Source organism: Nonomuraea sp. NPDC049400, from assembly GCF_044466425.1.
Classification (GTDB): Bacteria; Actinomycetota; Actinomycetes; order Streptosporangiales; family Streptosporangiaceae; genus Nonomuraea.
The window spans coordinates 30,301-54,341 of the sequence record NZ_JBITMP010000062.1; the positions used below are offsets into that span (position 1 = coordinate 30,301).

At 70.3% G+C, this 24,041-nt stretch carries 25 protein-coding genes and 1 pseudogene; 12 read left to right on the forward strand and 14 right to left on the reverse strand.

Features of this window, described 5'->3' with window-relative positions; translation table 11 throughout:
* The first annotated feature begins 80 nt into the window (after positions 1-80).
* Genes ACIBVN_RS51945 through narI form a run of 4 tightly spaced genes read left to right on the forward strand, consistent with a single transcriptional unit; the run spans position 81 to position 6,683 of the window.
* Positions 81-3,725 carry a nitrate reductase subunit alpha gene (locus ACIBVN_RS51945; RefSeq protein ID WP_397148843.1) on the forward strand — a complete coding sequence of 1,215 codons (3,645 nt, stop codon included), beginning with the start codon at positions 81-83 and terminating at the stop codon, positions 3,723-3,725.
* Complete coding sequence (narH, locus tag ACIBVN_RS51950) at positions 3,725-5,365, forward strand: nitrate reductase subunit beta (protein ID WP_397148844.1); 1,641 nt, start codon at positions 3,725-3,727, stop codon at positions 5,363-5,365. Before ACIBVN_RS51945 ends, narH begins: the two co-directional genes overlap by 1 nt.
* Complete coding sequence (gene narJ / locus ACIBVN_RS51955) at positions 5,362-5,973, forward strand: nitrate reductase molybdenum cofactor assembly chaperone (protein WP_397148846.1); 612 nt, start codon at positions 5,362-5,364, stop codon at positions 5,971-5,973. Before narH ends, narJ begins: the two co-directional genes overlap by 4 nt.
* Complete coding sequence (gene narI, locus ACIBVN_RS51960; protein WP_397148848.1) at positions 5,970-6,683, forward strand: respiratory nitrate reductase subunit gamma; 714 nt, start codon at positions 5,970-5,972, stop codon at positions 6,681-6,683. Before narJ ends, narI begins: the two co-directional genes overlap by 4 nt.
* Before the next feature lie 15 nt (positions 6,684-6,698).
* Here the strand turns inward: narI and ACIBVN_RS51965 are convergent, their stop codons facing one another.
* From ACIBVN_RS51965 to ACIBVN_RS51980, 4 genes are all read right to left on the reverse strand, one after another.
* Positions 6,699-7,040 carry a cupin domain-containing protein gene (locus ACIBVN_RS51965; protein WP_397148850.1) on the reverse strand — a complete coding sequence of 114 codons (342 nt, stop codon included), beginning with the start codon at positions 7,038-7,040 and terminating at the stop codon, positions 6,699-6,701.
* Positions 7,041-7,074: 34 nt separating this feature from the next.
* Positions 7,075-7,908, reverse strand: a complete 834-nt coding sequence (locus tag ACIBVN_RS51970) for a class I SAM-dependent methyltransferase (protein WP_397148907.1) — start codon at positions 7,906-7,908, stop codon at positions 7,075-7,077.
* 158 nt (positions 7,909-8,066) lie between these two features.
* Positions 8,067-9,308, reverse strand: coding sequence for an MFS transporter (locus ACIBVN_RS51975; protein ID WP_397148851.1), 1,242 nt, complete (start codon positions 9,306-9,308; stop codon positions 8,067-8,069).
* Between the two features lie 224 nt (positions 9,309-9,532).
* Positions 9,533-9,781, reverse strand: a complete 249-nt coding sequence (locus tag ACIBVN_RS51980; RefSeq protein ID WP_397148909.1) for a hypothetical protein — start codon at positions 9,779-9,781, stop codon at positions 9,533-9,535.
* On the opposite strand from ACIBVN_RS51980, the gene ACIBVN_RS51985 reads away from it, so the two are divergent.
* Entirely contained in the window at positions 9,717-9,848 is a 132-nt protein-coding gene (locus ACIBVN_RS51985) for a hypothetical protein (RefSeq protein WP_397148913.1), read from the forward strand. The genes ACIBVN_RS51980 and ACIBVN_RS51985 overlap by 65 nt on opposite strands.
* 58 nt (positions 9,849-9,906) lie before the next feature.
* Here the strand turns inward: ACIBVN_RS51985 and ACIBVN_RS51990 are convergent, their stop codons facing one another.
* From ACIBVN_RS51990 to ACIBVN_RS52005, 4 genes and pseudogenes are all read right to left on the reverse strand, one after another.
* Positions 9,907-10,224: a cation-transporting P-type ATPase gene (locus ACIBVN_RS51990; RefSeq protein ID WP_397148853.1), complete on the reverse strand. Its 318-nt coding sequence runs from the start codon at positions 10,222-10,224 to the stop codon at positions 9,907-9,909.
* A 523-nt stretch (positions 10,225-10,747) separates the two neighbouring features.
* Positions 10,748-11,131 (reverse strand): annotated as a pseudogene (locus tag ACIBVN_RS51995) (hypothetical protein); the annotation flags it as partial.
* Positions 11,132-11,154: 23 nt separating this feature from the next.
* Positions 11,155-11,544, reverse strand: a complete 390-nt coding sequence (locus ACIBVN_RS52000; RefSeq protein WP_397148855.1) for an aminotransferase class V-fold PLP-dependent enzyme — start codon at positions 11,542-11,544, stop codon at positions 11,155-11,157.
* On the reverse strand, positions 11,541-12,218 hold the full coding sequence (locus tag ACIBVN_RS52005; protein ID WP_397148857.1) for an ArsR/SmtB family transcription factor: 678 nt from the start codon (positions 12,216-12,218) through the stop codon (positions 11,541-11,543). The genes ACIBVN_RS52000 and ACIBVN_RS52005 overlap by 4 nt, the downstream gene beginning before the upstream one ends.
* Before the next feature lie 91 nt (positions 12,219-12,309).
* Here ACIBVN_RS52005 and ACIBVN_RS52010 point away from each other — a divergent pair, with 91 nt between their 5' ends.
* Both ACIBVN_RS52010 and ACIBVN_RS52015 read left to right on the forward strand, forming a co-directional pair.
* Positions 12,310-13,686, forward strand: coding sequence for a rhodanese-like domain-containing protein (locus ACIBVN_RS52010; RefSeq protein ID WP_397148859.1), 1,377 nt, complete (start codon positions 12,310-12,312; stop codon positions 13,684-13,686).
* Positions 13,683-14,933: an MFS transporter gene (locus tag ACIBVN_RS52015; protein WP_397148861.1), complete on the forward strand. Its 1,251-nt coding sequence runs from the start codon at positions 13,683-13,685 to the stop codon at positions 14,931-14,933. The genes ACIBVN_RS52010 and ACIBVN_RS52015 overlap by 4 nt, the downstream gene beginning before the upstream one ends.
* A gap of 133 nt (positions 14,934-15,066) precedes the next feature.
* On the opposite strand, the gene ACIBVN_RS52020 is transcribed toward ACIBVN_RS52015, so the two are convergent.
* From ACIBVN_RS52020 to ACIBVN_RS52030, 3 genes are read right to left on the reverse strand one after another with little or no spacing between them, the layout of a single operon-like run.
* Positions 15,067-15,399: a thioredoxin family protein gene (locus ACIBVN_RS52020; protein ID WP_397148863.1), complete on the reverse strand. Its 333-nt coding sequence runs from the start codon at positions 15,397-15,399 to the stop codon at positions 15,067-15,069.
* A 58-nt stretch (positions 15,400-15,457) separates the two neighbouring features.
* A complete protein-coding gene (locus tag ACIBVN_RS52025) occupies positions 15,458-16,108 on the reverse strand; it encodes a methyltransferase domain-containing protein (RefSeq protein ID WP_397148865.1) in 651 nt (216 codons plus the stop codon).
* A 5-nt stretch (positions 16,109-16,113) separates the two neighbouring features.
* Positions 16,114-17,298 (reverse strand): cytochrome P450, encoded by a 1,185-nt coding sequence (locus ACIBVN_RS52030; RefSeq protein ID WP_397148867.1) that lies wholly within the window; start codon positions 17,296-17,298, stop codon positions 16,114-16,116.
* Between the two features lie 88 nt (positions 17,299-17,386).
* On the opposite strand from ACIBVN_RS52030, the gene ACIBVN_RS52035 reads away from it, so the two are divergent.
* Complete coding sequence (locus ACIBVN_RS52035) at positions 17,387-18,001, forward strand: TetR/AcrR family transcriptional regulator (RefSeq protein ID WP_397148869.1); 615 nt, start codon at positions 17,387-17,389, stop codon at positions 17,999-18,001.
* A 38-nt stretch (positions 18,002-18,039) separates the two neighbouring features.
* On the forward strand, positions 18,040-18,231 hold the full coding sequence (locus tag ACIBVN_RS52040) for a hypothetical protein (protein WP_397148871.1): 192 nt from the start codon (positions 18,040-18,042) through the stop codon (positions 18,229-18,231).
* A 108-nt stretch (positions 18,232-18,339) separates the two neighbouring features.
* Here the strand turns inward: ACIBVN_RS52040 and ACIBVN_RS52045 are convergent, their stop codons facing one another.
* The 3 genes from ACIBVN_RS52045 to ACIBVN_RS52055 all read right to left on the reverse strand — a co-directional run bounded on the left by ACIBVN_RS52045 (position 18,340) and on the right by ACIBVN_RS52055 (position 21,012).
* On the reverse strand, positions 18,340-18,999 hold the full coding sequence (locus ACIBVN_RS52045; RefSeq protein WP_397148873.1) for a recombinase family protein: 660 nt from the start codon (positions 18,997-18,999) through the stop codon (positions 18,340-18,342).
* Between the two features lie 187 nt (positions 19,000-19,186).
* Positions 19,187-19,837: a response regulator gene (locus ACIBVN_RS52050; protein WP_397148875.1), complete on the reverse strand. Its 651-nt coding sequence runs from the start codon at positions 19,835-19,837 to the stop codon at positions 19,187-19,189.
* Positions 19,834-21,012, reverse strand: a complete 1,179-nt coding sequence (locus tag ACIBVN_RS52055; protein WP_397148877.1) for a sensor histidine kinase — start codon at positions 21,010-21,012, stop codon at positions 19,834-19,836. Before ACIBVN_RS52055 ends, ACIBVN_RS52050 begins: the two co-directional genes overlap by 4 nt.
* Before the next feature lie 143 nt (positions 21,013-21,155).
* Here ACIBVN_RS52055 and ACIBVN_RS52060 point away from each other — a divergent pair, with 143 nt between their 5' ends.
* The 3 genes from ACIBVN_RS52060 to ACIBVN_RS52070 are packed head-to-tail and all read left to right on the forward strand — an operon-like array spanning position 21,156 to position 24,015.
* Entirely contained in the window at positions 21,156-22,331 is a 1,176-nt protein-coding gene (locus ACIBVN_RS52060; RefSeq protein ID WP_397148879.1) for a serine hydrolase domain-containing protein, read from the forward strand.
* On the forward strand, positions 22,328-23,251 hold the full coding sequence (locus tag ACIBVN_RS52065; RefSeq protein WP_397148881.1) for an ABC transporter ATP-binding protein: 924 nt from the start codon (positions 22,328-22,330) through the stop codon (positions 23,249-23,251). Before ACIBVN_RS52060 ends, ACIBVN_RS52065 begins: the two co-directional genes overlap by 4 nt.
* The gene (locus ACIBVN_RS52070) at positions 23,248-24,015 is read left to right on the forward strand and encodes a hypothetical protein (RefSeq protein WP_397148883.1); all 768 of its coding nucleotides are present in this window, start codon (positions 23,248-23,250) and stop codon (positions 24,013-24,015) included. The genes ACIBVN_RS52065 and ACIBVN_RS52070 overlap by 4 nt, the downstream gene beginning before the upstream one ends.
* Positions 24,016-24,041: the final 26 nt, after the last annotated feature.

A 24,041-nucleotide genomic window follows, 5' to 3' on the forward strand; every position in this document is an offset into this window, starting at 1 on the left:
GACGGGCGATGAAGCCGGATTTGCCGGGTACAGCGTGATCTGTGACAGGTGAGCTGTGATCCGTGAGCGAAGGAGCGGCCATGGCGGGCATGGATGGGCCGGTCAGTGACGCGCTGCTGAGGATGGGGCGGCATCTGCGCAAGGGAACGGTCTCGGCCGATCTGCGGGTGTTGCACCAGGTGGGTGGGCGACAAGCCGATGCCTTTTACCGGGATCGCTGGAGTCACGACAAGGTGGTGCGCTCCACGCACGGCGTGAACTGTACGGGCTCGTGCTCGTGGAAGGTGTATGTCAAGGACGGGATCATCACGTGGGAGGCGCAGCAGACCGACTATCCGAGCGTCGGGGGTGACCGACCGGAGTACGAGCCGCGCGGCTGCCCCCGTGGCGCGGCGTTCTCCTGGTACACCTACTCCCCCACGCGGGTGCGTTATCCCTACGCGCGCGGCGTGCTGGTGGAGATGTACCGGGAGGCCAAGGCCAGGTTGGGTGATCCGGTGGAGGCGTGGGCGGAGATCACGGCGAATCCGGCCAAGCGGGAGAGGTACCAGTCGGCGCGGGGCAAGGGCGGGCTGGTCAGGATCGGGTGGGACGAGGCGTGCGAGATCGTCGCGGCGGCTCACGTGCACACGATCAAGACGTACGGCCCGGACCGGGTGGCCGGCTTCTCCCCGATCCCAGCCATGTCGATGGCCTCGCATGCGGTCGGCGCCCGGTTCATCTCGCTGATCGGCGGCGCGATGTTGTCGTTCTACGACTGGTACGCGGACCTGCCGGTGGCCTCGCCTCAGGTGTTCGGTGACCAGACGGACGTGCCGGAGTCGGCGGACTGGTGGGATGCGGCGTACCTGATGTTGTGGGGCTCCAACGTGCCGGTGACGCGCACGCCGGATGCCCACTACATGACGGAGGCGCGCTATCGCGGTCAGAAGGTCGTCGTGGTGAGCCCGGACTTCAGCGACGCGGCCAAGTTCGGTGACGAGTGGCTGGCGCCGCATCCGGGGACGGACGGGGCGCTGGCCATGGCGATGGGGCACGTGATCCTGAAGGAGTTCTTCGCCGAGCGGGAGACGCCCTACTTCGTCGACTACGTCAAGCGGTTCACTGATCTGCCGTTCCTGGTGCGGTTGCGGGAGCACGAGGGGGGCGCGTTCCTGCCGGACAAGTTCCTCACGGCCGCCGATCTGGGCGAGGACGGCGCGTTCAAGACGGTGCTCGTCGACGCGCGTACGGGCGAGGCGGTGGTGCCGAACGGGTCGCTCGGCTTCCGTTACGGCGCAGGCGGCGAGGGGCGGTGGAACCTGGACCTGGGCGGGGTCGATCCGGCGCTGACGATGCTCGACGGGCGGGCGGTGGAGGTGGCGCTGCCTCGCTTCGACGTGCCCAGCGGTGTGCTGCGCCGGGGTGTGCCTGTCCGGGAGGTGGGTGGCCATCTGGTAACCACGGTTTTCGATTTGATGATGGCGCAGTACGGGGTGGCGCGTGACGGGCTGCCCGGCCGGTGGCCGGAGTCGTACGAGGACGCGGACGCGCCGTACACGCCGGCCTGGCAGGAGGCGATCACGGGGATGCCGGCGGCGAAGGCGGCGCGGATCGCCCGCGAGTTCGCCGCGAACGCCGAGGAGTCGCGCGGCCGATCAATGATCATCATGGGGGCGGGGACGAACCACTGGTTCCACTCCGACACGATCTACCGCTCGTTTCTGGCGCTGACCACGTTGACCGGGTGCCAGGGCGTCAACGGCGGCGGGTGGGCGCATTACGTCGGCCAGGAGAAGTGCCGGCCGATCACGGGGTGGGCTCAGCTGGCGTTCGGGCTGGACTGGTCGCGTCCGCCGCGGCAGATGATCGGCACGGCTTTTTGGTACCTGCACACCGATCAGTGGCGGTACGACACCTACACGGCTGATGCTGTCTCCTCGCCGCTCGGTGAGGGGGCGTTCGCCGGGCGCTCCACCGCCGATCTGTTGGCGGCCTCGGCCCGCATGGGTTGGATGCCGTCGTATCCGACGTTCGACCGCAACCCTCTGGACCTGGCCGACGAGGTGGCGGCGTCGGGGCAGGAGCCGGGCGCGTACATCGCCGGGAAGGCCGCCGCCGGTGAGCTGGGTTTCGCCGGCGAGGACCCGGACGCGCCGGCCAACTGGCCGCGCGTGCTGACCGTGTGGCGGGCGAACCTGCTGGGCTCCTCGGCCAAGGGCAACGAGTATTTCCTGCGCCACCTGCTGGGCGCCGACTCGGCGCTGCGGGCCACCGAGGCCGCCCTCGAGCAGCGGCCCGGCGACGTGACCTGGCGTGACCAGGCGCCGCGCGGCAAGCTGGACCTGCTGCTGTCGCTGGATTTCCGGATGACGTCCACGACGCTGTTCAGCGACATCGTGCTGCCGGCCGCCACTTGGTACGAGAAGCATGACTTGTCCTCGACCGACATGCATCCGTTCGTGCACGCCTTCAGCCCGGCCATCGACCCGCCCTGGCAGACGCGTACGGACTTCGCCGCCTTCCACGCCATTGCCGAGTCGTTCAGCACGCTGGCCGCCACGCACCTGGGCACGCGCCGGGACCTGGTCGCGGTGCCGCTGCTGCACGACACCCCCGACGAGTACGCCAACCCGCACGGCCGCGTCGATGACTGGCGGCGTACCGGGACGACGCCGGTGCCCGGCCGGAACTTCCCGAAGATCACCATCGTGGAGCGGGACTACGGCGCGGTCGCGGCGAAGATGGCCGCGCTCGGCCCTCTGCTGGACAGCCTCGGCGCGACCACCAAGGGCCTGACCTACCGCGTGGGCGAGGAGGTGGAGCGACTGCGCCGCACGAACGGGGCCGTGCGGGGCGGCGTGGCCGACGGGCGACCGTCGCTGGGGCGTGACATCGACCTGTGCGAGGCGATCCTGGCGCTGTCGGGCACCACCAACGGGCGTCTGGCCGCCCAAGGGTTCACCACGCTGGCCCGCCGCACGGGCACGGCGTTCGACGGGCTGGCTGATGAGCACAAGCACATCACGTTCGCCGACACCCAGGCACGGCCGGTGCCGGTGACGACCTCGCCGGAGTGGTCGGGCAGCGAGACCGGCGGGCGCCGGTACTCGGCGTTCACGATCAACGTCGAGCACCGCAAGCCCTGGCACACGCTCACCGGCCGCCAGCACTTCTACCTCGACCACGACTGGGTGCACGAGGCGGGCGAGGCGCTGCCGGTCTACCGGCCACCGCTGAACATGACCGCGCTGTTCGGTGAGCCCGGCGTGGGAGAGTCCGGCGACAACGGCATCACCGTGCGCTACCTGACGCCGCATTCCAAGTGGTCCATCCACTCTGAATATCAGGACAACCTGCTGATGCTGACGCTGTCGCGGGGCGGGCCGACCATCTGGATGAGCCCGACCGACGCCGCCAAGGCGGGCATCGCCGACAACGACTGGGTGGAGGCGGTCAACCGCAACGGCGTGGTGGTCGCGCGGGCGGTGGTCTCGCATCGGATGCCGGCCGGGACGGTGTACATGTACCACGCTCAGGAGCGCGTGGTGGACGTCCCCAAGAGCCAGACTTCCGGCCTGCGCGGCGGCATCCACAACTCCCTCACCCGCCTGTTGATCAAACCCACGCACCTCATCGGCGGCTACGCGCAGCTGGCGTTCGCGTTCAACTACCTGGGGCCGACCGGCAACCAGCGCGACGAGGTCACCGTGATCCGCCGCCGCAGCCAGGAGGTCGAATACTGATGCGCGTGATGGCGCAGCTGGCCATGGTCATGAACCTGGACAAATGCATCGGCTGCCACACCTGCTCGGTCACCTGCAAGCAGGCCTGGACCAACCGGGCGGGCACCGAGTACGTGTGGTTCAACAACGTCGAGACCCGTCCCGGCCAGGGATATCCCCGCACCTACCAGGACCAGGACAAGTGGAAGGGCGGCTGGGAGCTCAACCGCCGCGGCCGGCTGCGGCTCAAGGCCGGCGGGCGGCTCAAGAAACTCTTTTCGATCTTCGCCAACCCGCTCATGCCGTCGATCCAGGACTACTACGAGCCCTGGACCTACGACTACGACCGGCTGTTCTCCGCCCCGATGCAGGCCGACACGCCCGTGGCCCGGCCCCGCTCACTGATCTCCGGGGAGCCTATGAAGATCAGCTGGAGCGCGAACTGGGACGACAGCCTCGGCGGCGACCCCTCCCCCGACCCAGTGCTGGCCAAGGTGTCGGACCAGGTCAAGCTCGAGTTCGAGCGGGCGTTCATGTTCTACCTGCCGCGCATCTGCGAGCACTGCCTCAACCCCTCGTGCGTGGCCTCCTGCCCGTCCGGGGCACTGTACAAGCGCTCAGAGGACGGCATCGTCCTGGTGGACCAGGACCGGTGCCGCGGCTGGCGGATGTGCGTGACCGGCTGCCCGTACAAGAAGGTGTACTTCAACCACCGCACCGGCAAGGCGGAGAAGTGCACGTTCTGCTTCCCCCGCGTCGAGGTCGGCATCCCGACGGTCTGCTCGGAGACGTGCGTGGGGCGGCTGCGCTACATCGGGCTCATTCTGTACGACGCCGACCGGGTGGCCGAGGCGGCGGCCATACCGGATGAGAAGGCGCTGTACGAGGCGCAGAAGGGTGTCATGCTCGACCCCCGCGATCCCCAGGTGATCGACGCGGCCCGGGCAAGCGGTATTCCGGAGGACTGGCTGCAGGCCGCCCGCCTGTCCCCCATCCACCGGCTGATCTTCGACTTCGGCGTGGCGCTGCCGCTGCACCCCGAATATCGGACGATGCCGATGGTCTGGTACATCCCGCCGCTGTCGCCCGTCGTGGACGTGCTGGCCGAGACCGGGCACGACGGTGAGGACGCGGGCAACCTGTTCGGCGCCATCGACGCGCTGCGCATCCCGATCGGCTACCTGGCCGAGCTGTTCACCGCAGGCGATCCCGAGCCGGTGCGAGCGGTGCTGCGCCGCCTGGCTGCGATGCGCTCGTACATGCGCCGCATCAACCTCGGCCAGGAGCGTGACGAGTCGATCGCCACAGCGGTCGGGATGAGCGGCGAACAGGTCGAGGACATGCACCGGCTGCTGGCCCTGGCCCCCTACAACGAGCGGTACGTCATCCCCAAAGCCCACGCCGAGCAGGGCACCCAGCTGGAGGAGCTCGCCACCGGCTGCAGCCTCGACTACGAGGGCGGCCCCGGCATGGCCGGCCCGTTCGGCGAGGCGTCCGGACGGCCGGCGCCGATCGCGGTGGAGAGCTTCCACGCGCTGCGCGAGCGGCAGCAAGGCGAGGACCTCGGCGAGGCTGACGAGTTGCGCGGCCGGATCAACCTTCTCAACTGGGACGGCAAGGGCACACCGGAAGGACTGTTCCCCAAGAGGAGGCGGAAATGAGCGACCCACGGACCGCTCACATGGTGGCCTCGGTGCTGCTCGGCTACCCCGACGAGCGCCTGTTCGACGGGCTCGACATGCTGGACGCCGCGGTGGCCGGCCTGCCGGCGGGCGAGGTGCGCGAGCGGCTGTCGGCCTTCCTCGCCCATGCGGCCGCCACCAGCCCCTCCGAGTTGGCCGCCCACTACGTGGCCACATTCGACCTCAAACGGCGCTGCTGCCCCTACCTCACCTACTACGCCTACGGCGACACCCGCAAGCGCGGCGCGGCCCTGCTGCGCTTCAAGCACGCGCTGCACACCGCCGGGTTCGAGCTCGCCGATGGCGAGCTGCCTGACCACCTGGCCGTGGTGTGCGAGCTGTCGGCGCGCGGCGCCGTGCGCGAGGCCCAGCGGCTGATGATGGAGCACCGCGCAGGACTCGAGGTGCTGCGCGCGGCGCTGGAGAACGAGCGCTCGCCGTACGCGGACGTGGTCGCCGCCGTACTGGCCACGCTGCCCCCGGCCGGCGCGCGCGAGCAGGAGACCGCGTTGCGACTGGCGGCCGAGGGACCGCCGGTCGAAGCCGTCGGCCTGGAACCCTACGCGATCACGGAGGCGGGCCGATGAGCACGCTGCTGTGGGTGGTCGCGCCGTACGTGGCGCTGACCGTGTTCGTGCTCGGCCACATCTGGCGCTACCGCTACGACAAGTTCGGCTGGACCACCCGCTCGTCGCAGATGTACGAGTCGCGGCTGCTGCGCATCGGCAGCCCGCTGTTCCACTTCGGCATCCTCGTCGTGGCCCTCGGCCACGTCGGCGGCCTCGTCATCCCCAATACCTGGACCGAGGCCATCGGCGTGAGCAAGGAGCTCTACCACCTGTCCGCCATCGTCCTCGGCACGATCGCGGGCATCGCCACCGTGGGCGGCCTGGCCATCCTCATCTACCGGCGCCGCACCGTCGGCCCGGTGTTCACCGCCACCACCCGCAACGACAAACTGATGTACGCCGTCCTGGCCCTCACCATCGCCCTCGGCCTTGCCGCCACCGTCCTGGCCAACATCGTCGGCGGCGGCTACGACTACCGCAACACCGTCTCGCCGTGGTTCCGGTCGATCTTCTACTTCCAACCCGATCCCGCGCTCATGGCCGACGCTCCCCTGCTGTTCCAGTTGCACGCACTGAGTGCGCTGGTGCTGTTCACGATCTGGCCGTTCACCCGGCTGGTGCACATGCTCACCGCGCCCGTGGGCTATCTCACCCGGCCGTACATCGTCTACCGCAGCCGGGACGAAGGGCGACCCAGTGCCCGGCGCGGCTGGGAGCCGTCACGCTGATCACCGAACGTGCGGTCAGCCGGACGTGGAAAGCATGGTCAGCAACATGATGGTCGGCTCGACGGCCTGCACGGTGTGCGGTAGTCGCGGCGGCAAGCGAATCCAGGTGCCGGGAGTCGCCTCGACTTTGTCCTGGTCAAAGGTGAGCGACAGGCGGCCCTGGATGACCTGGATGACGACAGGCAGCGCCGAGCTGTGCTCGGTGAGCTCCTGGCCGGCGTCGAAGGCGAAGCCGACCACGCGCACCTGATCATCGCGGTACAGCAGCCGGCTGAGCGTGCCGTTGTCGGGAATCTCCAATTCGGCGGTGAGATCGGCGAACAGGGTCGCGGTGTCACTTTTCGGGGTTGCGGTCATGTCACTTCCTCGCGTGGTTGAGAGTGGATGCGGGTCATGCTCGGACGGCGACCAGGCCGACCGCGGCCAGGTGCGCCCGATACCGGCGGAAGACCTTGCGCATGTGGAGTACCCGGCGGCGGGACGGCGCGTCACGCAACGTCCGTGCGATGATCCCGAGCGCGCCTGCCAGCCCCTCGTCAGCGATCAATCGACGCGGTTCGAGCAGGTGCATCGGAGTGATGCTTTGGGCGGTGACCGTGAATCCCGCGCCGGTCAACAGGCCACGCCATTGGGACACGGTCAGCGGTCGGGCGCCGACGTGGATCGCCTGCGACAGCGCCGCGGCCACCTCCTCGGCGAGCACCTGGTCCACGTCGTCGGGTATCAGGCACAGTTCGTGGATGCCGTACCGGCCGGACGGGCCGAGCAGCCGGTGCGCCTCGGCGACGATGCGCCGTTTGGCCGGCTCGGGCTGCATGGTCAGCATGGCCTCGCCGTACACCACACTGGCGCTCGCATCGGGCAGTCCGGTGTGCGCGGCGTCGGCGGTGTGCCACCGTACCCGGGTGGCCGCAGTCCGCGGCAAGGTGGCCAGCGTGGCCACGGCAGCGCTGTCGCGGTCGACCCCGACATAGCCGGCCGACGCCGACACAAGATCGAGGATGAGCTGACCGACGGGGTCTTGACCCTGCGGGCACCCAAGTCCGAGCGGTGCCGCGCCCGGCGCGTCGAGACCAAGGGCTGAGGGCGGCACGTCCACGCCATTACGAACAGGACATCGCCGTGACGTTCGACGAACATCCGCCACGTCCTGCCGCCCCCAGCGCCAGGACGGTCCTGGCCCGATTGCTGCCGCTGAGCGCCTCCAAGCACGGCAGCCGCCCATAGCGCCTGGTTCCACGTCGAGCGCCGCGTCCTTTGCGCCATCTCAGTCGCCCGCCAGCCAGGAGATCAGCTTGTCCTCACCGGAAACCGTCGGGCTCTCGATGCCCACAAGGTTTCCGGAGCTGCAGTTCGGGCGCTTTCGATGCCTGCGTGCCCGCCTCAGCGGGCGGGAGCTCGTGCGGCGATGGTCAGAGCGCGTATCGCCGTCATGGTCAGTACCACGCAACCAGCGGCAGTGACCGACAGGAGCGCCAGGCCAAGACCGTAGGAGCCGAGCCGACCGTAGATGAAGCCCATGACCAGTGGCGGGACGAACCCGCCCAGGCCGCCCGCGGCGCCGACCAGCCCCGTCACCGACCCCACCTGGCCGACGGGCGTGACCTGAGCGACCAGGGCGAAGGTGGCGCCGCTGCCGGCGCCGAGCGCACCGGCCATGGTCAGGAACGCGATGGTGCCCACGGGCATGAGGGCGGGGGTGAGAGCTTGCACGGCGGCCATGACGGCGACCACGGCGAAGACACCGACCAGGACGGGCACCGGCCCGACGCGGTCGGACAGCCAGCCACCGGCAGGACGGGCCAGCACGGCCAGCAGCACGAACCCGGCCATGCGGTTGGCGGCATCAGCCTGCTCCAGCCCGTAGCCGGCCTGCAGGTAGGCGGGCAGGTAGACGGAGAAAGCAACGTAGCCGCCGAACGAGACCGCATACAACACACATGCCTGCCAGGAGACCGGCAGCTTCAGCGTGGCGGCCATCCGCGCCACCAACGGCTGGCCGGCTACGGTGCGGCCGGGCGCATCCCGCAGCACCAGCCAGGCCACAATCGCATACAGGGCCAGCACGGCGGCGTTGATCAGGAACGGGACGGCCGGGCCCAGAGCGCGGGTGAGCGGGAGAGTGGTCAGCGCGCTGATCGCGGTACCGCCCATGCCTGCCCCGAACACCCCGACCGCCAGCCCCCGGCGGTTTGGCGGGAACCACGCGCCCACGAACGGCACGCCAACGGCGAACGCGGTGCCGCCGATGCCCAGGAAGAACCCGCCGATCAGCAGCGCGACCAGCGAGCTCTGCCCGGCCAGGCCGAGAAACAGCACGGGCACGATGGTGGCAGCCGACACCAGGGGGAACATCACCCGCCCGCCGAACCGGTCGGTCAGCGCGCCGATGGGGATGCGGCCCAGCGAGCCGACGATCACCGGCACGGCCACCAGCAACGCCTGCTGCGCCGGCGACAGACCGAGCAGCTCCTTGTAACGCGGGCCCAGCGGGCTCAGCAGCGCCCACGCCCAGAAATTCAACGCAAACCCTAACGTCGCACACGCAAGCATCATCCAGGGCGTCCGCGCCGAACCCGCCGAGCTGCCACCGGCCGTGCCGCTGCCGAACTGTTCACCGGCCATCACGGATCTGTCTCCTTCGCCGAACCACGTGCGCCGATCCAGGTGCTGATCCACGCGGGTGGGTCAGCACCTGGCTCGGCTACCCACATTTCGATCGACGACGCCGCAGACTTCATCCAAGGTTGTTTCCGGCGATCTATCTGGTCAGCCCGTAGGGTCGTCAACCGTGATGGACGGCGGCAGATAACCACATCAGCAGGCGGTCGCCGGGGAAGAGTCGTTCGTCATGGATGTCGTGGACAGCGCCTCAAGTCCTGCAAGTAACGACCGCTTATGAAACGCCTCCCTGCTCCGTTCGGCGGACTGTATGGGCATCTTCTGTCTGCGGCTGCGACAACGCCCTCACCCCGCGTCAAGCGGATCACGCCCGCACCCGTGCCAACGGCCGCCACCCGATCGCCTTCTTCGATGACGACGATGTCGCCCGGCACCAACTCGGCCGTGTCGATCTCGTGGGTGGACCCGTCACCCACGGCCTTCGCCCGCTGGGGGATGTACTCCGCCAGTGCCTCCACCGCTCGCTCGGCCTCGATTTCCTGAACGAAGGCGAAAGCGGTATTCAGCACGACGGCGGCTGCGACGACCAGCTAACCGACGATCAGTAGCAACGCCGCTGCGATCGACAGCACCCGGGCGAGCGGATGGGTGAATGACGCCCCGGCTCGCCCGGCCAGCGCCGCGTGCCTCGCCGTCGCAACTCGTTGCGGCCGTATTGCAACAACCGCCGCTGTGCCTCCGCGGTCGACAGCCCGCGACGCGAACTGTGTAGATCGCATAGGAGCAGCTCTGTCCCAACCCGCGCGCATGCCCGGCGTGGACAGGGCATCGCCGGACGGATTATCGGCCGGGCTCTGTCTGCGGAATGATTCGTAGACATCGAGCAATACCGGTCGCTGCCGCATGGTGATGGTGGCATCGGCCAGGATGGCGGCCGGGACGCTCCGATACCTGCGGCCTGCGATGACTTCCAGCTGTGCGCAGAGCATTTGGGCCGACACTCGCAAGCCGTGGGCGAGTGGACGAAGGATCAAGCCGCACGGCGACCCCCAACCGCGCCTGGCCCGGTTCCAACCAGGGGCGAGCACCTTGGCGGGCGCGCAGGTTGGAGTCAAGAGCGGCCTTTGGAGGTACGCGAGCCGCCCCGAAGGGCCGTTCGACCCGCTATTGACAGAGCGGCGACAACGGCCACGGCCGCAGCCACAATGATCGTCTTGCGCATGACTTCCACCTCGACTACAGATTGTAATACTCGATTGCGATCTGTAGTATTGCCGATCCGATCGGTCTGAATCCCGCGCGTTTACCCGGATTCGTCAAATCGCTGTCGCGGTCGTCATCACGACGTTCATCGCCCGCCCCCGGACGTAGCACGCGCGCCTCCGTGCCGCAGCGCGACGCCCACCCCCCTTCGAGAGGTGGGCGCTATGGCTTCTTGCAGGCTACTTGAGGTAGGGGTTGCGCTGGACGATGGGGAGGTTGCCGAGTCCGAGGGTGGCGCCGGCGTTGGCGAGGGCGAGGCCGACCAGCACGATCGAGTAGATGATGTGGTCGTCCATGAACGGATTGTTGGCCAGGGGCAGCTCGGCCGCCCACATGAGGACCAGCATGATGCTGCCGGTGACGGCGGCGATCCTGGTGCCGACGCCCAGAATCAGCGCCAAGCCGATGCCGAGCAGTCCGGCCATGAACAGCCAGTCCACCCAGGCCTGCCCGGCCAGCGAGCTGAAGAAACCGCCCAGCGCGTTCTCGCCAGTGCCCTTGAGGAACCCGGTCGTCGGGCTCCCGCCGGAGATCCAGGCGCGGTTGGCCGGAGTGGATCGACCGGCAGCACCGTCACCCGAGCGTCTTACAGACGCTGCAGGGCATGGCAGGTTTCCAGGACGGCCGGATGCTCGGTGGCCTGCGTGATCACGTGCGGGTGGGGTCGGCCGGCGGGCAGGACGGCGCCGCGCAGCGCCAGCAGGTCGGCCTCCGAACCGGAGCCGGTGAACACGATCTCGTGCGGGCGGGCACCGAGCAGGGCGGCGACCTGCTCGCGAGCCCGCCCCAGTGCCGCTCGGGGCCGCTCACCATAGGAATGGCTGCTGGACGGGTTGCCGAACAGGCCACCCAGCTGCCGGGCCACCTGCTCGGTTACGCGCGGGTCGACGGGGGTGGTGGCGTTGTAGTCGAGGTAGACCGGGCCGTCGGCCAGCCCCGGATGCGGCCGAGCGTGCGGCACCGGGTGGGCGGTCACGCCGGTGCTCCGACCTCGACGGGCAGCTCCGACAGCCGCCATTCCAGCATGCCGTCGCTGAGCCGGATCGCCCGCCGGCCGCGGTCGGTCAGCAGCCGGACCGCGTCGTAGGCCAGCACGCAGTACTCGCCGCGGCAGTAGACGACGATCTCGGCGTCGGCGGGCAGCTCGCTGATCCGCTCGGCGAGCTCGGCGACCGGGATGGACACCGCGCCGGGGATGTGACCGGCCAGGTACTCCTCCACCGGCCGTACGTCCAGCACCACCACCTCGCCCGCCTGGGCGCGCTCGAGCAGTTCCTCCCGGCTGACATCGTCCGCGCCGTCCTCGCCGAGGTAGGCCTGGCGTGCCGGCGCGACGGCGGCCTGGTGGGTCTCGGCGACCTTGCGCAGCAGCGCGAACAGCTGGGCGACGTCGTCGCCGGCCAGCCGGTAGTGGATGCGCACGCCGTCGCGGCGGGTGGTGACGAACCCGGCCTGCTTGAGCGTCTGCAGGTGGGCCGACGCGGTGGTCAGGTTCAGCCCGGCGGCATTGGCCAGGGCCTCGACGGTGCGTTCTCCCTGGGCGAGCAGGTCGAGCAGTTCCAGGCGCTTTCCGCTGGCCAGCGCCTTACCGCTGGCGGCGAACGCCTCATACAGGTGGGCCTTGGCCTGGGCAGGGGTTGCGTCACTCATCCAATCCTCCATTAATCTATGGAATATCGTAACAATTGAGAGCGGTGCGCGTTCCCTCCCGCACCGCCGGGGCCAGATCGTGGAGGACATCGTGGGATTCGCCGAGGACCACCTGATACCGCTGGTGGACAAGGGGCTGGGCAACAGCGCCTACCTGGTCGATCTGGGTAACGGCCGCGCGCTGGCCGTGGACCCCAGCCGTGACCTGCGCGCGCTGCACTCCGCCGCCCGTCGTCGCGGGCTGACGGTCGCTTATGCGGCCGACACCCACCTGCATGCCGACTTCCTGTCCGGCGCCGTGCAGCTCGCCCATGACACGGGGACGACCGTGCTGGCCTCCGCGGCAGGCGAACGCGCCTTCCCGCACCAGGGGCTGGCCGACGGTGACGAGGTCGACCTGGGAGGGCTGCGGCTGCGCGCGCTGGCCACGCCAGGCCATACCGACGAGCATCTGTCGTTCCTGCTGCTGGACGACTGCCACGAGCTGGGGGTGTTCACCGGCGGGTCGCTGATCGTGGACTCGGCTGCCCGCACCGATCTGCTCGGCGCCGAACGCACCGAGGAGCTGGCCCGCGCCCAGTACCGCTCGCTACGTCGGCTGGCCGCGCTGCCGGACGCGACTCCGGTGTGGCCCACCCATGGCGCGGGCTCGTTCTGCTCGGCCCCGCCCGGCGCCGAGCGCACCACCACGATCGGCGCGCAGAAGCAGACCAATCCGCTGCTGGCCGCACCGGATGAGGACACCTTCGTGGAGCGGCTGGCGGTGAGCCTGGGCTCCTACCCCGCCTACTTCGCGCGCCTGACCGAGGCGAACCGGCGCGGCCCCGCCGTCCTGGCCGGCACACCGCCACTGCCGGCACTCGATACCGGGCAGGTCAAGGCGCTGCTCGCCGTCGGCGGCCAGGTGGTAGACGTACGGCCTGCCGCCGAGTTCGCGGCCGGGCACATCCCCGGCGCGCTGTCCATCCCGCTGCGGGATCAGTTCGCCACCTGGCTGGGCTGGTTGCTGCCCGACACCACGCCTCTGGTCTTCGTCGCTGGCGACGGGCAGGACCTGGCGGAGGTCGTGTGGCAGGCGTACAAGATCGGTTATGAGCGGCTGTCTGGGCACCTGGCCGGCGGCATGCCCGCCTGGCTGGAAGCCGGCCACCCACAGACCACCACCGCGTTCGTTACCGCCGACCAGACGCCGGACGGCCCCTATCTCGACGTGCGGCAGGAAGCCGAGTACGCCGCCGGGCACGTGCCGGGCGCCTTGCACCTCGAACTCGGCGACCTCGCCAGCCATGCAGGCGACGCCCCGGCCGGTGTGGTGGTGGCCTGCGGGCACGGCGAGCGCGCCATGACCGCCGCGAGCCTGTTGGAACGCGCCGGGCACGCCGGCTTGACCGTCCTAGACGGCGGCCCGGCCGACTACGCCGCCGCCCACGGCACGAAGCTCGACGCCACTGAGGGCGGTGCCCGGTGAGCACCCGCACGGCCGCGCCCGTGCGGCTCGGCTTGCGGGAGAACTGGCTGCAGTTCACCCTGCTCGTCGTCGTCAACGTCTGCGTGGGCGGCCTGGTCGGGCTGGAGCGCACCACCGTGCCGCTGATCGGCGCCGACGTCTTCGGGCTGACCAGCGACCTGGCGGTGTTCTCCTTCATCATCGCCTTCGGCCTGACCAAGGCGGCCACCAACCTCGCCGCCGGTGCGCTGACCGCGCGCTTCACCCGCAAGCAGCTTCTGCTGACCGGGTGGCTGATCGGCACGCCGGTGCCGTTCATGCTCGCGTGGGGGCCGTCGTGGTGGTGGATCGTGGCGGCGAACGTGCTGCTCGGCCTGAACCAGGGCCTGGCCTGGTCAATGACCGTCAACATGAAGATCGACCTGGTCGGCCCGGCCCGCCGCGGCCTGGCCACCGGCCTCAACGAAGCCGCCGGCTACACCGCGGTCGGCGTCACCGCGCTGCTGACCGGCTACCTGGCCACCGCCTACGGGCTACGTCCGGCTCCCGAGCTCATCGGTGTCGTCTTCGTCGCCACCGGCCTGATCCTGGCGCTCATCGTGCGCGACACCGCCGCCCACGTCGCCCTCGAACTCGCCCAGCACCCCAAGCCGCTGCCCGACGGCGAGAACACCGGGCTGGCCGCCACGTTCGCGCGCACCTCCTGGCGGGAGCCGTCGCTGCGCGGCGCCAGCCAGGCCGGGCTGGTCAACAACCTCAACGACGGCCTGACCTGGGGTGTCTTCCCGCTGCTGTTCACCGACCACGGGCTCGGCCTGGCCGCCGTCGGCCTGATCAAGGGCCTATATCCGATCCTGTGGGGCCTCGGCCAGACCCCCACCGGCCACCTGGCCGACCGCCTCGGCCGCAAACCCCTCATCGTCTACGGCATGCTGGTGCAGGCTGGCGGATTCGTCCTCGCGCTGGCGCTGCTGGAGCGCCCGCTGCTGGCCGGGATCCTGTCCGCCGTGGCGCTCGGCCTGGGCACGGCCATGGTCTACCCGGCGTTGATCGCATCGGTCTCCGACCACGCCCATCCGGCCTGGCGCGCCAACGCGCTGGGCACCTATCGGTTCTGGCGCGACATCGGTTATGCCGCCGGTGCCCTCGTCGCGGGCATCCTGGCCGACGCCCTCGGCCTGGAGGCCACCGTCGTCGCCGCCGCGGTGCTGACCGCCGCCTCCGGCCTGCTCGCCGCCCGCTGGATCACTGAGCACCGTGGTCACTGAGTCCGGCAGCTGCTCCCGAAAACGACCTGCGCTGGTCAGCCGGGGTGCGACGGGCCCGCTTGGTCTTTCGGTTCAGGCTTTGGCGCGCCAGTGAGCGTCGCGCCCGGCAGCTGAGCTGCCGGGCGTGGCGGGTTCAGATGCCGAACTCCTCAAGTTCCGCGAGCAACTGGGCCTTGGTGAGCGCCCCGGTCAGCCGTTTCTTCTCCACCCCGTCGACGAACACGATCAGCGTCGGCAATGCCATGACCTCGAACCGGCCCGCCAGCTCCGGCGCGTGGTCCAAATGCACCATGCCCACTCGCAGCCGGCCCGCCAGCTCCGCCGCGACCTCCTCCAGCACCGGGGCGAGCGCCTTGCGCGGCGCGCACCCGCTCGCCCAGAAGTCCACCAGGAACGGCTGCGTCCCCGCGCCCGTCAGCTCGCCGTCGAAGCCGGCCACGGTCAATGCGAGGGGCGTGGTGTCCATAGCGTTCCTCTCTGCTGTCCGTATCGATGACGACCATGGCCGCCCCTCGCCACGCCGCTCACTCATCGCCATCACGCAGGGCCGTACCGATGATGTGGAAGGAGACCGGGGTCCGCGCGGGCGGGAACAGGAAGCGGTCCAGCTGATCGATGCGGAACCCGGCCCGCCGCAGTTCGGCCTCGGCGTCGCGGCCGAGGTGGCAGCCGCCGACCAGATGCGGCCAGATGGTGGCATCCAGCACGTCTTGTACCCGGGCCAGGCCGGTCGTGTCGGCTCGCACGTGCTCCAGGAAACGAAGCTGCCCGCCGGGCTTGAGCACCCGCCGCGCTTCGGCCAGTGCCGCGCCGACGTCGGGCAGCGAGCACAGCACCATGCACATCACCACCGCGTCCGCGCTGTGATCGGCCGCGGGCAGGCGCTCGGCGACGCCGGGCACCACTTCCACGGGGACCGCTGTCTCGGCGGTGGCGGCCTGCGCCTGCGCGCGCAGCCGTGGCTCCGGTTCCACCGCCACCATCCGCGTCACTTCGGGCGGGTAGTGCGCGAAGTTGGCGCCGTGCCCGGCGCCGACCTCGATCACCTCGCCGGACAGGCCGGACAGCAGTTCGCGGCGGCGTTCGGTCATGCCGCCCCGGTCCATGCCGGCGGCCATCTTGGGATACATCCGGCCGAACAGCGGCCGCCGCCTGCTCGTGTTCACCGTGCTCATGGCGGTCACCAGACCACCGGCAGCGTGGTCAGCCCGCCGGTCAGCGTCCGCTTGTCGAAGGTCAGCTCCTCCACCGCGCAGCCCAGCTCCAGGGTGGGGAAGCGGGCGGCGAGCTGGGAGAAGACGACCTGCAGCTCGATGCGGGCCAGCGGCGCGCCGACGCAGTAGCGGGCGCCGTGCCCGAAGATCAGGTGCGGCACGGCGGGCCGGGAGAGGTCGAAGCGGTCGGGGTCGGCGAACACGCCTGCGTCGTGGTTGGCGGCGCCGGTGTCCAGCAGGACCAGGTCTCCGGCGCGGACGTGCACGCCGGCGATGTCCAGGTCTTCGCGGGCGTAGCGGGGGATGCCGCCGCCGCCCAGGCTCGGGGCGCGCAGGATCTCCTCCACCGCGGCGTCGATCCGGGACGGGTCAGTGACCAGCGCCTGCCATTGGCCGGGCGTGGCCAGCAGCCACAGCACGCCCTTACCGATCGCGGTGACCGTGGTCTCGTGCCCGGCGAACAGCAGGAACATCCCCATCGCGGCGGCCTCGTCATCGCTCACCCCGTCGGTGGCGGCCAGCCGGGAGATCACATCGGCCTCCGCATCGCCGGCGGCGCGTTTGCGGGCCACCAGCTGCTGACCGTAGGTGAACAGCGCGCCCAGCCCCTGAGCTGATCGGGCGCGGTCGGTGACGTCGGCGGTCTCTTGTGTCCAGGCGCGGAACTGCTCACGGTCCTCGTACGGGACGCCGAGCAGCTCGCAGATGACCGCGATCGGCAGCGGCAGCGCCAGCGCGGCGTGCAGGTCGGCGGGCGGACCGGCCTTCTCCAGCTCATCGAGCAGCTGGGTGGTGAGCTGCTCGACGCCGCCGCGCAGCGCGCGCATCCGCTTGGGCGAGAAGTGCGGCTGCAGCAGCGAACGCATCCTGCGGTGGTCGGCCTGCTCGGTGTCGAAGCCGCCCAGCGGGCCGCCGAACAGCTCTGACTCCCCCGTCCGGGAGGCGCGTTCGGGCTCAGGGTGGGCGCGGCCGAGCCGGGCGTCGTCCAGCAGGGCGCGCACCTGTTCATACCCCGTCACCTGCCAGCCGGGATGACCGACCGCGGTGCGGATGGCGTGGATGGGGCCCGAGGCCTGCAGCCGGCGCAGCAGCGGCGGCGGCTCCAGCGGGCCAGGCTGCTCGAACGGCAACTGAACGGGGGCGGACGGCATGGAGTCCTCCATGAGGTAGACGCGAGTTTGTAGACTTCGACGTCTAAAACGCTACATGTATACTTTGCCTTCTACAAGCGGAGGGCTGATGGACCACCCCGAAGCAGGCGGCGAGGCCGTTGCGGTACCGCCGGTGCGGCGGTTGCGCCGCGCGGAGCGGCGTGAGCAGATCCTGGACGCGGCCACCCGCGCCTTCGCCCGCGCCGGATACGCCGTCACCGGCCTCGACGACATCGCCGCCGAGGCCGAGCTCACCCGGGCCATGCTGTATCGCCACTTCGACTCCAAGGCCGACCTGTACCGCGCGGTGCTCGACCGCGCCTGCACCCGGCTGGCCGAGGCCACCGGTGCCGACGACTTCGGCGACGACGCCATCCCCGCCCTGCTGCGCGCCGCCGCCGCCGACCCCGACGGGTTCCGGCTGCTGTTCCGCCACGCCGCCCGCGAGCCCGACTTCCGCGACCTGATCGACTCCATCACCGCCGCCTCCCGCGAAGTCGGCCGCCGCAACCTGGCCCGCGTCATCCCGGAGGGCCCGTGGCTGGACTGGGCCGCCAACCTCATCCCCGCCTTCACCCTGGAGGCCGTCATCGCCTGGCTGGATGCTGGCCAGCCCGACCCCGACCAAGCCGCCGAGCGCATCACGGCGGCCGTACACGGCGTCATAGCCGCCGCGCACCCCTCCGCCTATCCCCCTGCGTGACGGGCGAAATGTCGCCGCCTTCTGGTTGTCTGTGATGCATGACGACGGTCAACTGGGAGCGCGAGCCCGGGGAGAAGGTCGAGGAATTCGTCGCGGCACTGCTGCTGCTCAAGCACGCGCACGGCAACCGGATCACGCCCTCCCGAGGCGACCGGGGCGTCGACATTTCTGGAACCCCGACGGCTACGACATCTACCAGGTCAAGCGCTACAGGCCCTCGAGGAATCTGAGTGCAGAAACTGGCGGTAGTGATGCTCATGGGCCGCTATCACAGCTGCGGTCCTCGGGTCATCCATTAATGCCTGTACCGCCAGCCCAGCGAGTGGCCTTCTTCGAGGTCAATCCCTTTGCATGAGAGCTGGCTGATGGCCTGCGCGAAGCTCTTGCAGGTCGGGGATGTGGTTGTAGAGGGTGCCGACCGAGACGCCGAGCAGCTTGGCGATGGAGGTGAGCGAGCGTTCGGGGTCGGGCAGCAGGTCGCGGGCGGCCTTGAGGAGTTCGGGGGTGACGACGGTGGGGCGGCCGCCGGTGCGGCCGCGGGCACGGGCGGCGGCCAGGCCCTCGTGGGTGCCGGCCACGATGAGCTCGCGGATGAACTCGGCCAGGGCGGCGAAGACGTGGAAGACCAGCCGGCCGCCGGGGGTGGTGGTGTCGAGCTTCTCGTGGAGGCTACTGAAGCCGATCTCGCGGCGGCGCAGCTCGGCGACCATGGTGATGAGGTCGTGCAGGGAGCGGCCGTAGCGGGCCAGCTCGGGCACCACCAGTGTGTCACCGGCGGACAGGAAGGCGTGGCAGGCCGTCAACTCCGGGCGGAGGGCGTTCTTGCCGGACTTCTTGTCGGCGAAGATGCGTCGGCAGCCTGCGGCGGTCAGGGCGTCGATCTGGCGGTCCAGGCTCTGGCTGCGGGTGGAGACGCGGGCGTAGCCGATGCGGATCTCGCTGCGGTGGGCGGGGAAGGCGGCCAGCGGGTCGGCGGGGAGCTGCAGGGCGTCGGTCACGCCGGTCATTCTCTCAACAAACGGTGTTTAGAGGTTCTTGAACCACCAGAGTTGTTGAAGGAGTTTTTGAAGGCTTGGGAGGCCTCCGGTAGCCCGTTTTCAAGATCTTCAAAAAACGAAGGTTTTCTGAAGCCTCAGGATAAGGGCCGATCGCTGCGGATTCGCGCGGGGGCCGGAAACGGGGGGGTCAGAGGAGGCCAGCCTCGTGTACCAGGATCGCTGCCTGCACCCGGTTGGCGAGGCGCAGTTTGGCCAGCGCGCGGCTGACGTGTGCCTTGACGGTCGTCTCGGTCATGGACAGCTCGCGGCCGATCTGCCGGTTGGACAGGCCGCGGGCGACGGCGAGGACGACTTCGTGCTCGCGGTCGGTCAGCTCGCCGAGAAGTCTGCGGGCGTCACCGGTCTTGGAGGGGTGGCGCCGTTCGGTGAATGCGCTGATGAGTCGCCTGGTCACGGTGGGGGCGAGCATGGCGTTCCCGGCGGCGACGGTGCGGACGGCGGTTGCGAGGTCACGGGGCGGGGTGTCCTTCAGCAGGAACCCGACGGCGCCAGCTCGCAGCGCCTCGTGCACGTACTCGTCGAGGTCGAACGTGGTGAGCATGACGACCTTCGGCGCGCCGGGCGAGGCGGCGATGCGGGCGGCGGCGGCCAGGCCGTCGGTGCCGGGCATCCGCACGTCCATGAGGACGACGTCGGGGCGGCACCGGGCGGCTGCAGCGATCGCCTCCTCCCCGTCGCCTGCTTCGGCGACGACGGAGATGTCGCCTGCCGACTCCAGGATCATGCGCAGCCAGGATCGCACCATGAGCTCGTCGTCGACGACCAGGACCCTGATCATGCTGGCTCCTCGACGCGCTCGAGCGGGAGCCGAGCGGTGACAGTGAAGCCGCCCTCGGGGCTGAGGCTGGTACGGAGCCTGCCACCGAGCAGGGTCACCCGCTCGCGCAGGCCGAGCAGCCCGAGGCCGCCGCCGGGGAGAGATTCGGCGGGGCGCGGGCCAGCGGGCGGGCCGTTGTCCACGATCACCTCCAGCCCGCCGGGACCGTAGCGCAGGACGACGTCGACGTCGCACTCGCCCACGTGCTTGTGGACGTTGGTGAGGGCCTCCTGGACCACGCGGTAGGCGGCGCGCTGCGCGGCCTCCGGAACCGGCCGGGGGGCTCCCTCGTCCCGGCGTCGCACGTGCAGCCCCGCGGACCTCGACTGGCCCAGCAGCCTGTCGAGGTCGGCGAGCGACGGGGGCGGGGCGTGGCCGTCGGGGGACTCCTGGGTGCGGAGCACGCCGAGGACCTCGCGCAGGTTCGCCAGCGCCTCCCTGCCGGTGGCCCTGATACTCGCGATCTCGGCGGCCGTGCGTTCGTCCGGGACGCTGACCTCCAGCGCGCCGGCGTGTAGCACGATCAGCGACACCCGGTGGGCGACCACGTCGTGCATCTCCCGCGCGATCCGCGTGCGTTCCTGCGCCCGGGCCTGTTCTGCCCGGGCCGCCTGCTCTCGCTCCAGCCGCGCGGCGCGTTCGTGCAGCGCTGCCAGCACCTGCCTGCGTGCGCCCACCCACAGGCCCGCCACCAGCGGCAGCACGACCGCCCAGACGAGATTTGCCCCCACCTCCTCCAGCGACCAGCCCTCACCAGGCGGCGCCAGGACGGGTCGTACGGTGACAAGGACGGTCGCGGCCGCGACGTAAACAAAAACCAGGCGGCGCCGCGGCGCGGCCGTCACCACGTAGTACGTCGCCACGGCCAGGACGTGCCACTGCCCGAACAGCACGCAGGCCGCCGAGCCCAGCACGATCAGCGGCCAGCGCCACCTGCGCCCGGCCCACGCCGCCGCGCCGCATGCGACGGAGAACAGTACCCGCAGCAGATCTGTGGCCGCCTCGTACGCCTGGCCGGGTAACGGCAGGACGATCGACAGCACGGCCACGGCCAGGCCGACGGCCCAGGGGGCCACGCGATCGACGACATGGGCCACCTCGCCGAGCAGGCGGCGTTCGAGCGACGTACTTCCCACGCCCCCGAGCGTATGGCCAGGCGGCCCCGGCGAACGCGGTCCGTTCGCCACAGCATCCCCTACGAAAGTAGGAGCCCTTGAGCCGGTCCGGGTCGACGTTCGGACGAGGCGCTTTCCTGGAGACCGGCGGCAGAGTGCTCCGCATGCACACCAGAACACGACGTCTTGCCGTGGCAGCCGTTGCCGCCGGAGTCCTTGCCTCGTCTCTTGGATCGCCCGCTGCTGCCGCCGCGGGCCGGACGGCAGACTCCCGGTACTCCAGCACGGATTTCCGGCACGCTCTCGACGCCCTCCGCGCCGCGGGCGTGGTAGGCGTACAGGGGCGCGTCATCACCGAGGACGGCCGCCAATGGACGGCGGCCGCCGGCGTCGCCGACACCAGGACCAAGCGGCCGGTGCCGGCGCACGGCCATTACCGCATCGGAAGTAACACCAAAACCTTCGTGGCCGTCGTCGTCCTCCAACTCGCCGCAGAGGGCAGGCTCGGCCTGGACGACACCGTGGACAGGTGGCTGCCCGGCGTGGTCCGGGGCAACGGCAACGACGGGCGAAAGATCAAGATCAGACAGTTGCTCCAGCACACCAGTGGCCTGTACGACTACCTCGCCGACCTGGGGCCGCGCGACGCCGAGTCATTCGAGCAGGAGAGACTGCGGCGCCACACGCCGGGGGAACTGGTCGCCGCGGCCATGCGCCACGCACCGGCGAGCCAGACCTGGTCGTACTCGAACACCAACTACGTCCTGGCCGGCATGATCATCGAACGGGTGACCGGCCGACCGTGGGACCATGAGGTGGAGCGCCGTGTCATCCGCCCGCTCAGGCTCAGGGACACGAGCGTTCCGGGAGCCGAGACAGGGCTGCCCCGCCCGTACGCGAGGGCGTACCAGCAGTGGCGGCCCGGCGGCCCGATGACCGACGTCACCGTGCACAGCCCCACCTCCTACGGCGCGGCCGGTTCCATGATCAGCACCACGGCGGACCTGAGCCGGTTCTTCCGCGCGCTGCTCGGCGGCAAGCTGCTCAAGCCCGCCCAACTCGCCGAGATGAAGAAGACCGTCGCGGTGTCCAACGGCGTCGCCACCGGCTACGGCCTTGGGCTGTTCCAGAACAAGCTGTCGTGCGGCGGCACGTACTGGGCCCACGGCGGCAACACCGCGGGCTACATCAGCCGCGAAGGCTTCACCGCCCACGGCCGGCGCAGCGTGGCGCTGTCCATCAGCGGCGCCGCGGGCAAGAGCGTCGAGGACTACCAGAAGCTGCAGACGATGACCGACCAGATCGTCGACGACGTCCTCTGCGACCGGGAGGGGTCGTGATCGAAGCGGTGGGCCTCACCAAGAGGTACGGGGCCACCACCGCAGTCGACGGCCTGTCCTTCAGCGTCCCGCCGGGGCGGGTCACCGGGTTCCTCGGCCCGAACGGCGCCGGGAAGTCCACCACCATGAGGATGATCCTGGGCCTGGACAACCCCACGACGGGGCACGCGCTCATCGCCGGCCGCAGATACGAGGAGCTGCGCCATCCCTTGCGCACTGTCGGGGCCCTGCTCGACGCCACCTGGGTGCACCCCAACCGTTCGGCCCGTACGCACCTGCGCTGGATGGCCAGGTCGAACGGCATCCCCATGCGACGGGTCGAGGAGGTGCTGGAGGCGGTTGGGCTCGGTCCTGTCGCCGGCAGGCTCGCGGGTGGCTTCTCGCTGGGCATGGCGCAGCGGCTCGGCATCGCGGGGGCGCTGCTGGGCGATCCCCAGGTGCTGGTGCTGGACGAGCCGGTGAACGGGCTCGACCCCGAGGGCGTGCTGTGGATCCGCGGGCTCATGCGCCGGCTGGCCGACGAAGGGCGCAGCGTGCTGGTGTCCAGCCACCTGCTGTCGGAGATGGCGCTCACCGCACACGATCTGGTCGTCATCGGACGAGGGAGGCTGATCTGGCAGGGCGGCGCCGAGGAGTTCGTCGCCCAGGCGACCGATACCAGTGTCCGGGTCCGCACGCCGGACGCCGCCACGTTACGAGCGCTGCTGGAGCATGAAGGGGCGAAGGTACGCGCCGAAGGTGACGCGCTGATCGTCAACGGCGCGCTCAGCTCGGCGATCGGCGAGACATGCGCCGCAAACGGGATCGTGCTGCACGAACTGAGCCTCCAGCGCGGGTCCTTGGAGGAGGCGTTCATGCGGCTGACCGGCGATGCGGTGGACTACCACGCCCAGCCCGCCGTGAAGGGAGCCCGGCCGTGAATCTCGCCGCCGCCGAGGGCATCAAGCTCATGTCCACCGCCTCACCCAAGGTGCTCGCCGCCGCCGCGGTGATCGTCCCCATCGCCTTTGCCGCGCTGGCCGCTGGCAGCGCGGGAGATCCCGCGACGATCACTGTCGGCGTCAGCCAGGCGGGTTTCCAGCTCGGCATCGCGCCGATCCTGGCGCTGGCGATGGCCTCGATCACCACCGAGTACCGCTACGGCACCATCAAGGCGACCTTCCTCGCCGTGCCGAGACGCGGCTCGGTCTTCACCGCCAAGACCGCCGTGGCCGCTGTCACGTCCGGCGTGCTCGGCCTGCTGTCCGCGTTCGGGTCACTCGCCGTCGCGGCCCTGGTGGCACCTGAGGCCGACCTTGCGCTGGACACGGAGGCCGACTGGCGGAACGTGGCGGGCGTCGCCGCCTACTACGCGATCGCCGCCGTCATAGCGGTCGCGATCGGCGCGCTCGTCAGGCACACCGCGGCCGCCCTGACCCTGCTGCTGGGCTACGCCATGTTCGCCGAGTCGCTCGTCCCGGCGATCCCCGGCATCGGCGTCGAGATCCACCGGTGGCTCCCGTTCAACGTCGGCAAGCAGTTCCTCATCGGCGCCCCGGATCCCGCCGCAGCACATCCCGGCCCACCCGCCCCACCCCCGTCGACGTCCCTGCTCAACCCGTGGTGGGCCCTCGCCTACTACGCGGCATTCGCCCTCATCCTCCTCGGGATCGCCGTCGTGACGGCGAAGCGGCGCGACACCTGACAGCACCCAGGGCAGCGACCGGGAGG